Consider the following 12894-nt stretch of genomic DNA (forward strand, 5'->3'; position numbering starts at 1 on the left):
AGCGCATCTCGCCAGTGGGCGGCCAGGCAGCAACCCTCTGTATATTGGTGTACCCATGAAATGCCCCTTCTGCGGTCACCTGGAGACCCAGGTCGTTGAGACCCGGATCTCCGAAGACGCCGACTTCATCCGCCGCCGCCGCCAATGTGGCCACTGCGAAAAGCGCTTCACCACCTATGAGCGCCCGGAAGTCAGCTTTCCAGCCGTGGTGAAAAAAGACGGTCGGCGCGTCGACTACGTGCCCGCCAAGCTCAGGGCGTCCTTCGCGCTGGCGCTGCGCAAACGCCCGGTCAGCACCGAGCAGGTCGACGCCGCCATCGAGCGCATCGAAGAAAAGCTGCTCAACCTGGGCGTCCGCGAAGTTCCCGCCACCCGCCTGGGTGAAATGGTGATGCGCGAACTCAAGAAGCTCGACAAAGTCGCCTACATACGCTTCGCGAGCGTGTACCGCAGCTTCGACGATGTGAACGAGTTCATGGACGCCGTGAGAGAAACCACCTCACGCAGCAGTGGCTGAAGCACCAAGGGCATCAACCCCGTTTCCGTACAGCCGGACAGACGCTCCGTCCATCGTTCTTCGTACATCCGGGCCAAACCCGACTGTTACGCTATGAAAACATAGCAGGCCAGAGGTTACTCTGACCTTGTTACCAGTTGCTGTTTGTTTCGGAGATCGATTGGACAAGTCCACATACCCATTGAGCAAACCGACTCGACACCGTTCGGGCGGCTTTACGCTCATCGAGCTGATGGTGACGCTCGCCGTGGCAGCGATCCTTCTGGGTATCGCCGTACCCAGCTTCCAGGGCATGATGGAAAAAAATCGGGTCGCTGCGCAATCCAACGAGTTGCTGGGTGGGCTGCAAACCGCGCGCAGCGAGGCCATTCGCAAGAACGCAACGCACCGGTTCTGCAGTGCGAGCACTGGCTGGATCGTTCGCACGCCCTCTTCAGCCACGGCCATCCGCGAAGGCACCCTGCAAGGCAGCACCACGGTGGGCACCTTCTGCGCAGACTACCGGGCCGACGGCCTGCCTTACAGCTGCACCTGCGACACGGCCACCGTCGGTACCACCTTGATCACCGGTGGCCAGATCACCATCACGTCAGGCGCACAAACCCGCAACATCCGGATTCGCACGGGATCGATCCATGTCGAATAAACACAGACAACCTGCCCGTCCGGCGCGTGCCGGCCGTTCTTCCCAACGAGGCTTCGGCCTCATCGAAGTGCTCGTGGCCGTGCTCGTGCTGGCCATCGGCCTGCTGGGCATTGCAGGCCTGCAAAGCAGTACGCTGAAGAACAACCAGAGCGCATTCGAGCGCAGCCAGGCCGTGACCTTGAGCTACCTGATGCTGGACGCGATGCGCGCCAACGTGAATGCCGCGCGTACCGGGCAATACAACATCAGCAGAACATGCAGCGTCAGCGCCAGCACCACACTGATTACCAGCGACCAACGTCTCTGGATGCAGGCGCTGAAGCAGACCCTGGGAGATCGTGACACCACCTGCGGACAAATCACCTGCCAGGGTGAGCGATGCACCGTCCGCATCTTCTGGGACGACACGCGGGCTATCAGCGGCGACTCCAATCAGATGGTCGAGACGATCAGTGTGCTGTGAGAACAACCATGACCCAGCGTCCCAGAATTTCCAGACCCCGCCCCTCCCGCAGACAGATTCGCGGCTTCGGTATTGTTGAGCTCATGGTGGCCATTGCGCTGGGGTTGTTCCTGGTGGGTGGCGTCATCGGCGTGTTCGTCACCAATCAGCAGGCTTATCGCACCACCGAGCAGCTCTCCCGCATGCAGGAAAGCGGACGCACCGCCGTGGAACTGATGGCGCGGCAAGTGCGCGAAGCCGGCGGAAGTCCGTGTGGTCGGGGTGTGCCCACCGCGGATGTGATAAACCCTGATTCCGGTGGCAGCGCCTTCTGGTGGGCCAATTGGACCGATGGCATCCGGGGCTATGACAACAGTACGGCAGCCAACGGCATCACCATCGGAACCGGTGCGGGTCAACGGGTCGATGGCACCGATGCGGTCTTCCTGGTGTTTGGCAACCTGAACACCGGCGTGCGGATCAACGGGCACGTTCCCACTTCGGCCCAGTTTGACGTAGGCACCAACAGTCATGGCCTAGTGGATGGCGACATCGTACTGGTGTGCAACTATCGGCAGGCCGCTCTTCTGCAGGTGACCAGTGCGAGTACCTCCAATAGCACTGTGGTTCACAACACAGGTGTTGCTGGGGTGTCGCCCGGAAACTGCAGCAAGGGTTTGGGCTACCCCACCGATTGCTCGAACGTCAACGGCAATCTGTACGACTTCAGTGGCGGCTACATGGTCAAGCTGACCAGCGAGATCTGGTACATCGGATTCAATGGGCGTGGTGGGCGGTCTCTATACAGAGCACGATTGGTGAACAGCGGTGGAACAGTCAGCGCAACGCCGCTGATTGAAGAGATTGCCGAAGGTGTCACCGACATGCAACTGACCTATCTGGAAACAGACGCCACGGGTGCATTGCCGACCGACTACGCGACCGCAGCCTCCGTCACCAGTTGGCCCCGGGTCAATGCCGTTCGCGTCACGCTGACCTTACAAAGCCTGCAGAACGTGGGCACCGACGGCGCCGCCCTGCAGCGCCAGATGACGCACGTGGTCACCCTTCGCAACCGCCTGCCATGAAGCCATTGCACACTTCCCACATACCCGCACCGAGACAGGAGCGCGGCGCCGTGCTCATCATCTCGCTCATCCTGCTGGTCCTCATCACATTGATCGGCGTGGCCAGTCTGCGCAACGTGGTGCTGGAAGCGAAGATGTCCTCCAACTTCTACGACCGCAGCCTAGCCTTCCAGTCGGCTGAAGCTGGGCTGCGTGCAGGCGAAGCCGTGGCCGCGGCTCAGGCCCAGACAACCCCCAAGCACACCAGTGCCCTGGCGCTCGCCGCGCCCACCAACGCCACCGAATGCAGTTCAACCTGTTCCGGCGGCCTGTGCTCCGCGCCGGGTCTCTACTGTGAAGGCCGTTGGGCCATGAACGGTTTCTCAGGTTGGACCAACGCCACCGTCAGCCTGAATACCCAGGCCGGGTCCTCGCCGCAGTATTTCGTGGAATTCCTGGGCAACGCGTTCCCCTGCGACCCCAGCACACCGCTGGTGAATGTCACCTGCGCCCGCTACCGCATCACGGCGCGCAGCCAAGCCGGATCCGATCGGGCGGAAGTGATTCTGCAGTCCGTCTACGCCACGGAATGACACCAAAAAAGTGAAAAGAAGGAAGGTCATCATGAAGCTGTCCACGCTCGCCAACCGTGTCGCAAAGGTGGCACTGACCACCCTGGCGGCCGGCATTTATCTCAGTGCCGGTGCCGTGACATGGCCCAGCACCCCTCTGGGGTCTACCACCAATGCCACCCCCATGACCATGCTGGTCATGAGCAAGGACCACAAGCTGTTCTACGAGGCCTACAACGATGCCAGCGACGTCGATGGTGATGGCACGCTGGACATCCGGTTCAAGCCGTCGATCAACTACTACGGCTTGTTTGACTCCGGTTATTGCTACAACTACAGCAGCGACCGTTTTGAGCCGGCCGGCACCACGGACAATCTGGGCCGTTGTACCGGCTCGGCCCAATGGTCTGGCCGCTGGCTCAACTACATGACCACCAGCCGCATCGACGCCTTGCGCAAAGTGCTCTATGGTGGCCACCGGGAGGTCGACACCACCAGCGACACCGTGCTGCGCCGCGCCTACATTCCGCAAGATTCGCACAGCTGGGGCAAGGAGTACCACAGCGAAACGACCGATGGTTACAAGATCAGCGACTACACCCCGTTCAACGAGCCCAATGGCACCAACCGTCGGCATTTTTTCGGCAGCCTGACCAGTACCGATGGAGTCAACTGCAGCACGTTGAGCGATTGCAGTGATACACGTCAGCCGCTGCTGCGCGTACGGACGAGTGTTAGCGGCGACCACCGGATCTGGGAATGGGCCTCCAAGGAGCGCCCGGTGCTGGGCAGCACGCTGTCCACAGGCAACTTCCCGAACAACACCGATGGCGAAGTCAACTACCGTGTCCGGGTTCAGGTCTGTACCGTCAACTTCCACAATGGCTGCAAGCAGTACACCAACGGTGGCACCCCCGTTTACAAACCGGTGGGGCTGCTGCACGACTACGGCGAAAACGAGAGCATGTACTTCGGCTTGCTGTCGGGCAGCTACGACAAGCCCATGAGTGGCGGACGGCTGCGCAAAGCAGTGTCCTCTTTTGCCGAAGAAGTCAACGGCACCACCGGGCAGTTCAACGCCAGTGCCCCCATCGTCAACACCCTCAACAAGCTGCGCATACGGGACTTCAACAACACACGAAGCGACAACGCCTATCGCGCGGGCTGGGTCACGACACGATCGATGACCGATGGCGAATTTGCCGACTGGGGCAATCCGGTGGGTGAATTGTTGTACGAAGCCACTCGCTACTTTTCCGGTAAAGGTGTCGCCACCACCGCCTACGCGGATGGCACTACGATTGATGGAGAGGCAGGTCTAAGCTCTGCAACTTGGGATGACCCGTATGCGTCCAACAGCGCTGCCAGTGCATCTTCCTGCGCGCGAGCCAATTTCCTGACCATCTCGGACGTCAACCCGTCATTCGACTCGGACCAGATCCCTGGCGTCTACAGCGAGTTTGGTACGTTCACGGGTGACCTGACTGGACTGAACGTCGAAACCATCGGCGACACCATCACCTCGCTGGAGTCCAACATCACCGGCCTGCGGTTCATCGGCCAGTCCGATACCGTTTATGACACGGCACCAACACCCAAGACCGTGACATCGCTGGGGCGGGTCCGCGGCTTGGCACCCGAAGAACCCACCAAGCGAGGCAGCTACTACAGCGCGTCGGTGGCCCGCTACGCCAAGACCACCGATTTGCGCACCACGTTGACGGGCAACCAGACTGTTGACACCTATGTGGTGGCGTTGAGCTCTCCCCTGCCCAAGATCGCGGTCAAGACATCCAGCGGGCGGACCATCACCATCGTTCCGTTCGCCAAGTCGGTGAGTGGTGGCGGCATTTCGAACACCAAGGGGCAGTTCCAGCCCACCAACCAGATTGTCGACTTCTATGTGGAGAAGATCGCCAATTCGGGGACCAGCGATGCCGACAGCAGCGTGAACGATGGCCGCTATTACGCCGAGTTCCAGATCAACTTCGAGGACGTGGAGCAAGGCGCCGACCATGACATGGACGCCATCTCGAAGTATGTCGTCAAGGAAAATGCATCGGGCCAGGTCGAGGTGACGGTCACACCCACCTACCAGGCCGGTGGCATTCAGCAGAACATGGGCTACATCGTGTCGGGCTCCACGCAGGATGGGGTCTACCTGGTGGCCCGGGATGAAACCTCAAGCCCCATGTATTTCCTGAACGTCCCCGCGGGACGGACGCCCGGCTACTGTGATGGGACATTGACGGCGGCCCAGCAGACCGAGTGCCAGAACATCCCATCCATCGGGCAGACCGTATCCACATACACGTTCACGACCAGCACCAGCCCTTCCGCCACCCTGCTCAAGGACCCGTTGTGGTACGCCGCCAAATACGGCGGTTATGTGGACCTCAACAAGAGTGGGGGCCTGGACCAAGATTCGGAATGGGACAAGGACAATGATGGCGTACCGGATACCTACTTCTTCGTGCAGAACCCGTTGAAACTCAAAGACTCCCTCAAGAAGGCGTTCGAGAACATCATCGAGAGAAGTGGCAGTGGTGGCAACGTGGTGGCCAACAGCACGTCCCTGTCGACCGAAACCTTTGTCTACCAAGGCATCTTCAACAGTGAAAAGTGGTCTGGCGATCTGCGGGCCTATCAAGCCACTGCCGACGGCGTCGCTGACACTCCGGCATGGCTTGCATCGGAACATGTCCCTGCACATGGCGCTCGCCGCATCTACTACGGATCCCTGAGCAGCGGCAGTCTGGTGGGCAGAGCGTTCGAGTGGTCTATCTTGTCAACGGGTGAGCAAGCCCTGTTTGACAACTCCTCGAACATCCTGAACTACCTCCGTGGCGACCGCACCCAGGAAGCGAGCAACACCCTGCGCCCCCGCAACCCGGACTCGGTGCTGGGTGACATCGCTCACTCGTCACCCTTCTACGTGAAGGACGTGAACACGGTCTTCATCGGTGCCAACGATGGCATGCTGCATGCCTTCGACGCGCAGGCAGGTGGCGAGCTTTTTGCCTACATCCCTAGCGCCGGTATGGCTCGGTTGAAAAACATTTCTAGCCTCAGCTATAACACCAGCCACGAGTTCTTTGTCGACGGCGACATCACCGTCTCGAACAGGAGCCAGACAGCTGGTGTGAATTACCTGGTCGGGGCCCTGGGCCGTGGCGGCAAGGGTCTGTTCGGCCTGAACGTGACCGACCCGGCCACCTTTGATGGGGACGATGTGCTGTGGGAGTATTTCTCCCCCACAGACCCAGACCTGGGCTATATGCTGGGTCGTCCGATCATTGCCCAGTTGCAGAACGGTACTTGGGCGGTGATCGTCGGCAACGGCTACAACAGCACCGACCAGAAGGCCGTGCTGTATGTGTTCAACTTGGCCACCGGTGCCCTGATCCGCAAGATCGATACCGGCGTGGCGGGAGACAATGGTCTGGCCACTCCGGGCCTGATTCTGGACAATACAGGCAAGGTCACCACCGCTTACGCGGGCGACCTCAAGGGCAATGTGTGGAAGTTCAACCTGAGCAGCAGTACCGCGACGGATTGGTCGGTGGCTTTCAGTGGAGCTCCCCTGTTCACGGCCACAAGCGCCGACGGGGACCCACAACCGATCACGGCGCCCATCACAACGCACCAAAAGTTGGTAGCGGAATACGCCGGTGACCCGCATTTGAACCAGTGGTACATCCATTTCGGTACCGGCAGTGACTTCCGGGTTTCGGACCCCAGCAACATCGACAAGCAGTCCTGGTATGGATTGATTGACGAAGGGGCGCCGATCGCGCGCTCCGATCTGCTGCTGACTCCGGGTTTTCAAATAACCTCGGGCTCGATTGGCGGCAGAGCAGCCCGCTCCTTCAAAGCGATTGACCCGGATGACATGCAACTCAAAAAAGGCTGGGTCATTGACCTGCCCGCCGTAGGTGAACGAATGGTCACGGCCTCTCGGGTTTATCAGCTGGCGGAGCCCACCCTGCTCGCCAGCTCCGTGATCCCGGTGGATGACGTTTGCAAGCCGGGTGGTACCGGTTACCTGAATGCGGTCAATCCTTACACCGGTGGCCGACTGACCCAACCCCTCTTCGACTTTGACGACGATGGGAGTTTCACCGACGACACATTCTCTGACGGCACCTATGGAGGCTCCATCGACCTGGGTATTGGCAAGCCCGGCGAACCCATCTTGATAGGCGACCGCCTGGTGGTGGGTGGCTCCGACGCCAAGTTGGGGGATGTTCGCGTCAACCTCGGTGGTGGTGGGTCATCGTTCCGTGGTCGCATTTCCTGGCGGGAGATTGTTCGATGAGCACTTGGCAAAAGTCGATCAGCCGCATGGCTGGCAAACGCATGAACAACACCTCCAGAATGCAGGGTTTCACCCTGATCGAGGTGATGATCGTGGTGGCGGTGGTTGCCATTCTTGCGGCGGTGGCCTACCCGAGCTACCAGCAATCGGTCGCCAAGACGCGCCGCGCTGCCGCGCAGGGATGCCTGGTGGAAATGGCCCAGTTCATGGAGCGCTTCTACACGACCAACATGCGCTATGACCAGACAGCGGCCGCTACGCCGGTGGCCGTGGCGCTGCCAAACCCGGCCTGCCGAGCGGACATGACCAACTTCTATACGTTCAGTTTCACATCGGGTCAACCGACGCAGTCGACTTACACGGTACAGGCGGCCCCCCAAGGAAGCCAGGCAACGGTCGATGCTGGATGTGGCACATTGACCCTGACACAGGCCGGCACCAAAGGCAGGACCGGCACGGCCGCATTGGGAGATTGCTGGCGGTGAGTTGCCGGACGCAGTCCTGAGAAGATCACGGGCACCACAGGCGTGCCCGTTTTTTTGCCGCATTCATGGGGATCAGGTCATGCAATCCCCATTTCGCCGCTCTTCGCGCACACGCCCTGCGGCGTTCATGATCAGCGCCGTCACGCCCCGTGTGGCAGGGACGCACACCCGCAGAGTACCCGCCAGAAATCCACCACCCGTTTGGATCGGGCGCCCGTCGGGGTCGAAGAGGATGTAGCGATTCATGCTGCCGTTGCCAGCAATGCTGGTCTGTGCGTCACCTTCATGCTCGGCCAGGATGCTTTCACCGGCGTCCCATTGGCCATTTGGCTGGCTGTCGAGATAAACCCGCCACCCACCAGACCATCCCTGCCCCCGAGGCGATAGCGTCACCGATCGCCCTCGTGAAATGGCAGCGCTGCGAGCCAGCGCCAGATGGGCGCTTAGCTGACTGGCCACCGCCCAGCGCCGCTGGGCATTGGACAGTTCCTGCCAGGATGGCAAAGCCAGGGTCGCCAGAATGGCGACCACCGACAGGACGACGAGCAACTCCAGCGCAGTCACCCCACGGGCTGCGTTCAGCTTCATGATTTCCCTCCCTTAACCACCAGGGAGAGCCGGCCCGAGCTGACCTATGATGGCGTGTCTCTGAGGACACCATGACACCATCGACCCCATCCCTGTCCGGAGTCTATTCGAGCACACCCGACCCTGAGAACCCCCATTCGGAGGACTCTTTGCAGGCGAGCCCGGTGCATGCGGCATTGGAAGCCAGCGCCAGGATCCGCACCCTCTGCCCGCCCAATCCGGCCGTGGGATGCACCCTGATTACCAGCAGCGGACACCGGGTGACGGGCAGCACGCAGGCGGTGGGCGGCCCGCACGCCGAGATCATGGCGCTGCGTGCGGCCGCTGAACAAGGCCTCAGTGTTCGCGGCGCCACGGCCTACGTGACGCTGGAACCCTGCTCCCACCACGGCCGCACACCCCCCTGCTGCGATGCGCTGATCGCGGCTGGCGTGGGCAAGGTGGTGGTGGCCACGCTGGACCCCAACCCTCTGGTGGCGGGGCGCGGCGTGCAACGCCTGCAGGCCGCCGGCATCGAGGTGGACGTGCTGCCAACCGATCACGCGGTGGCCCGCGCCGTGCGTGAACTCAACATCGGCTTCTTCAGTCGCATGATCCGCCAGACGCCCTGGGTGCGCATGAAGATGGCCGCTTCGCTCGACGGCACCACCGCTCTGGACAACGGCACGAGCCAGTGGATCACCGGCGAAGCGGCGCGCGCCGACGGTCATGCCTGGCGTGCCCGGGCCTGCGCGGTGCTGACCGGCATTGGCACCGTGCTGGAAGACGACCCGATGCTCGACGCGCGTTTGGTGGACACGCCACGCCAGCCGCACCTGGTGGTGGTCGACAGCCGACTGGAAACGCCCCTGGATGCCCGGTTGTTCCAAGCTCCTGCACATGGGCTGACGCGGCGGATATTCATCTACTGCGCCGTCGCCGACGGCCAGCGACAAGCCGCGCTGGAAGCCCTCGGTGCCACCGTCATCCCTTTGCCGGGCCAGTCGCCGGGCACCGAGGGCAAGGTCGATCTGGCCGCCATGCTGCGCGATCTGGCGCGCCGCGAGGTCAATGAACTGCACGTCGAAGCCGGCCACAAGCTCAACGGGTCGCTGATTCGCGAAGGTCTGGCGGACGAATTTCTGCTCTACCTGGCCCCCAAACTCCTGGGCAGCGGCCGCGGCCTCGCGAGTTTTGGGCCGCTGGAGAAACTGGAAGATGGCGTCGAACTCGGTTTCCAGTCGGTGGATCGGATGGGCGACGACCTGCGCATCCTGGCGCGGGTGGTGGGTCGCGACGATTTCCTGACCGCCTGAGGGCGTCGCCGCCGACCACCTCCAGCGCCGGTTTTCCGGCCTTCGGGCCGGCATTTCTGCCCCCGTCGCGCGCCCTGACCGGAATAGGGCTTCAAACCCTGCGAAAATACGCGCCTATGTTTACCGGCATCATCACCGGCGTGGGGCGTATCGCCGACCTCCACGCTCAGGGCAGCTCTTTGGACCACGGCAAGCGACTCACCATCGAGGCGCCGCCGGGCTACCTCGACGACGTGGCCCTGGGTGACAGCATCGCGCTCAACGGCGCGTGCATGACCGTCACCTCGCTGGACCTTGCGCAGCGGCGGTTCAGCATCGACATTTCTGCCGAATCCCTGGCCCGCACCACCGGCCTGGACCAGGTCGGCCACCGCATCAATCTGGAAAAGGCCCTGCGCGCACACGACCGCCTGGGCGGGCACATCGTGTCCGGCCACGTGGACGGCATCGGTCGGGTGACCCGCTTCGCTCAGGTGGGCGAAAGCTGGGAGCTGCGCGTGATGGCGCCGCCCGAGCTGGGCAAATACCTGGCCTACAAGGGTTCGATCACCGTCAACGGCGTCAGCCTGACCGTCAACCAGGTGCACGACAGCGCCCAGGGCTGCGAGGTCAGCATCAACCTCATTCCCCACACCGTGCACGCCACCGCGCTGGGCCAACTGGCCGTGGGCAGCGGCGTGAATCTTGAGATCGACACCGTCGCGCGCTACGTGGAGCGCATGCTCAGCGCGGGCTTCACCCCATCGAAGGAAACCGCATGAGCACCACCGACACCCTGGCTCCGGTCCCCATTTCTCCCGTTGAAGACATCGTGGCCGACATGCGCGCCGGGCGCATCGTGATCCTGGTGGACGAAGAGGACCGCGAAAACGAAGGCGACCTGGTGCTCGCCGCCGACCACGTCACCCCCGAGGCCATCAACTTCATGGCCCGTTACGGCCGCGGCCTGATCTGCCTCACGCTCACGCGCGAGCGCTGTGAGCGCCTGCGCCTGCCCCCCATGGTGCCGCGCAACGGCACCAAGATGGGCACGGCCTTCACCGTGTCGATCGAGGCGGCGGAAGGCGTGACCACCGGCATCTCGGCCGCCGACCGCGCGCGCACCGTGCAGGCCGCCGTGGCGGCCAACGCGCAAGCCGCCGACCTGGTGCAGCCCGGCCACATCTTCCCCTTGCAGGCGGTCGAGGGCGGCGTGCTCATGCGCGCGGGCCACACCGAAGCCGGCTGCGATCTGGCCGCCATGGCGGGCTGCAGCCCCGCCGCCGTGATCTGCGAGATCATGAAAGACGACGGCACCATGGCGCGCCTGCCCGATCTACAGCTCTTCGCGGCCGAACACGGCCTGAAGATCGGCACCATCGCCGACCTGATCGAACACCGCAGCCGCAACGAGTCGCTGGTGCAGAAACTCGGTACCCGCGCGCTCAACACCGCCTTTGGCGAATTCAGCGCCACCGCCTTCCGCGACCAACCCAGTGGCGCGCTGCACCTGGCCCTGGTCAAGGGCCAGTGGACCCCCGAGCACAGCGTGGCCGTGCGTGTGCACGAGCCGCTGTCGGTTTTCGATGCGCTCGAAGTCGGCCGCTCCATGCACAGCTGGAGCCTGGAGGCGAGCCTGCGCCACATCAGCGAGGCCGGTGCGGGCGTGGCCGTGTTGCTCAACTGCGGCGAAACCGCCGAACAGCTGCTGGCGCAGTTCGAAGGCACGGCCCGTTCGGCCCAGGCCCCCGAACGCGGGCGCATGGACCTGCGCACCTACGGCGTGGGCGCGCAGATCCTGCGCGAATGCGGCGTGCACAAGATGCAGCTCATGGGCAACCCACGGCGCATGCCCAGCATGGCCGGCTACGGCCTGGAAATCACCGGCTACCTCAGCCGCACCGCCTGACCTCTCTTACAACAACACACAGAAACGGAACCCCTCATGTTCGGCGCAGACAAAGGCACAGCCAACCTGCTGGATGGCAAAAAACTCAGCATCGGCATCGTCCAGGCCCGCTTCAACGAAGGCATCACCGACGCGCTCTACCAGGCCTGCCAGGCCGAGCTGCTGGCCCTGGGCGTGCAGGAAAAAAACATCGCCCACGTGAAGGTGCCCGGCGCGCTGGAGATTCCGGTGGCCCTGCAGGCCCTGGCCGAGCGCGACGACTTCGACGCCCTCATCGCGCTGGGCTGCATCATCCGCGGCGAGACCTACCACTTCGAACTGGTGGCCAACGAATCCGGCTCGGCGGTCACCCGCATCGCGCTGGACTACCAATTGCCCATCGCGAACGCCATCCTCACCACCGAGAACGTGGAACAGGCGGTGGCCCGCCAGACCGACAAAGGCCGCGATGCGGCGCGCGTGGCGGTCGAGATGGCTCACCTGCTGGAACACATCGGCTGAACATGAACGACACCACCACCAGCGCCCCCAAGGCCCGCAAGGCCGCCGACAAATCGGCCCGCACCCGCGCACGCGAATTCGCCCTGCAGGCGCTCTACCAGCACCTGGTGGGCCGCAACGAGGCGACCGATATCGACCTCTTCACGCGCGATCTCGCGGGCTTCCACAAAGCCGACAGCGTGCACTACGACGCGCTGCTGCACGGCTGCATCGCCGAGGCCGTAGCGCTGGACGGTCTGATCACCCCCCTGCTCGACCGCCCGCTGGTCGAGCTCTCGCCGATCGAGCGCGGCGTGTTGTGGATCGGCGTCTACGAATTCCAGCATTGCCTGGATGTGCCCTGGCGCGTGGTGCTCAACGAGTGCATCGAGCTGGCCAAATCGTTCGGCGGCACCGACGGCCACAAGTACGTCAACGGTGTGCTGCACCAGCTCGCCGCGCAGTTGCGACCGCTCGAAGTGGCCGCGGCACCAGCCAAGACTGGTCAACGCAAAGCCCCGTCACCCCGCGCCGCCGACGATGCGGTTTGAGTCCGTCCCAAGGCAACCCGTCGGAACTTCCGACCGGGCCGCTTC

Annotated in this window: 13 protein-coding genes; 12 read left to right on the forward strand and 1 reads right to left on the reverse strand. The window is 62.9% G+C overall.

Annotated elements, in window-relative coordinates; genetic code table 11:
- The first annotated feature begins 55 nt into the window (after positions 1-55).
- The 7 genes from nrdR (at position 56) to KIH07_RS19395 (ending at position 8047) form a co-directional block, all read left to right on the forward strand.
- Positions 56-517: a transcriptional regulator NrdR gene (gene nrdR / locus KIH07_RS19360; protein WP_226493512.1), complete on the forward strand. Its 462-nt coding sequence runs from the start codon at positions 56-58 to the stop codon at positions 515-517.
- Positions 518-677: 160 nt separating this feature from the next.
- Positions 678-1163 (forward strand): GspH/FimT family pseudopilin, encoded by a 486-nt coding sequence (locus KIH07_RS19365; RefSeq protein WP_226493513.1) that lies wholly within the window; start codon positions 678-680, stop codon positions 1161-1163.
- A complete protein-coding gene (pilV, locus tag KIH07_RS19370; protein ID WP_226493514.1) occupies positions 1153-1626 on the forward strand; it encodes a type IV pilus modification protein PilV in 474 nt (157 codons plus the stop codon). The genes KIH07_RS19365 and pilV overlap by 11 nt, the downstream gene beginning before the upstream one ends.
- Before the next feature lie 8 nt (positions 1627-1634).
- The gene (locus tag KIH07_RS19375; RefSeq protein WP_226493515.1) at positions 1635-2693 is read left to right on the forward strand and encodes a PilW family protein; all 1059 of its coding nucleotides are present in this window, start codon (positions 1635-1637) and stop codon (positions 2691-2693) included.
- Positions 2694-2743: 50 nt separating this feature from the next.
- Positions 2744-3265 carry a pilus assembly protein gene (locus KIH07_RS19380; RefSeq protein WP_319004828.1) on the forward strand — a complete coding sequence of 174 codons (522 nt, stop codon included), beginning with the start codon at positions 2744-2746 and terminating at the stop codon, positions 3263-3265.
- 31 nt (positions 3266-3296) lie between these two features.
- Positions 3297-7562 (forward strand): pilus assembly protein, encoded by a 4266-nt coding sequence (locus KIH07_RS19385; protein WP_226493517.1) that lies wholly within the window; start codon positions 3297-3299, stop codon positions 7560-7562.
- Positions 7559-8047, forward strand: coding sequence for a type IV pilin protein (locus tag KIH07_RS19395; protein WP_319004829.1), 489 nt, complete (start codon positions 7559-7561; stop codon positions 8045-8047). The genes KIH07_RS19385 and KIH07_RS19395 overlap by 4 nt, the downstream gene beginning before the upstream one ends.
- Before the next feature lie 72 nt (positions 8048-8119).
- Here KIH07_RS19395 and KIH07_RS19400 read toward each other — a convergent pair whose 3' ends face one another.
- Complete coding sequence (locus KIH07_RS19400; protein ID WP_226493518.1) at positions 8120-8635, reverse strand: GspH/FimT family protein; 516 nt, start codon at positions 8633-8635, stop codon at positions 8120-8122.
- A 71-nt stretch (positions 8636-8706) separates the two neighbouring features.
- Here KIH07_RS19400 and ribD point away from each other — a divergent pair, with 71 nt between their 5' ends.
- The 5 genes from ribD to nusB all read left to right on the forward strand — a co-directional run bounded on the left by ribD (position 8707) and on the right by nusB (position 12849).
- Positions 8707-9930, forward strand: a complete 1224-nt coding sequence (gene ribD / locus KIH07_RS19405; protein ID WP_226493519.1) for a bifunctional diaminohydroxyphosphoribosylaminopyrimidine deaminase/5-amino-6-(5-phosphoribosylamino)uracil reductase RibD — start codon at positions 8707-8709, stop codon at positions 9928-9930.
- A 116-nt stretch (positions 9931-10046) separates the two neighbouring features.
- Positions 10047-10691 carry a riboflavin synthase gene (locus KIH07_RS19410; RefSeq protein WP_226493520.1) on the forward strand — a complete coding sequence of 215 codons (645 nt, stop codon included), beginning with the start codon at positions 10047-10049 and terminating at the stop codon, positions 10689-10691.
- Entirely contained in the window at positions 10688-11818 is a 1131-nt protein-coding gene (ribBA, locus tag KIH07_RS19415) for a bifunctional 3,4-dihydroxy-2-butanone-4-phosphate synthase/GTP cyclohydrolase II (protein WP_226493521.1), read from the forward strand. Before KIH07_RS19410 ends, ribBA begins: the two co-directional genes overlap by 4 nt.
- A 36-nt stretch (positions 11819-11854) precedes the next feature.
- Positions 11855-12319 carry a 6,7-dimethyl-8-ribityllumazine synthase gene (ribH, locus tag KIH07_RS19420; RefSeq protein WP_226493522.1) on the forward strand — a complete coding sequence of 155 codons (465 nt, stop codon included), beginning with the start codon at positions 11855-11857 and terminating at the stop codon, positions 12317-12319.
- Positions 12320-12321: 2 nt separating this feature from the next.
- Positions 12322-12849 (forward strand): transcription antitermination factor NusB, encoded by a 528-nt coding sequence (nusB, locus tag KIH07_RS19425; protein WP_226493523.1) that lies wholly within the window; start codon positions 12322-12324, stop codon positions 12847-12849.
- Positions 12850-12894 lie beyond the last annotated feature (45 nt).

This window comes from Hydrogenophaga taeniospiralis (assembly GCF_020510445.1).
In the GTDB taxonomy this organism is placed as follows: domain Bacteria; phylum Pseudomonadota; class Gammaproteobacteria; order Burkholderiales; family Burkholderiaceae_C; genus Hydrogenophaga.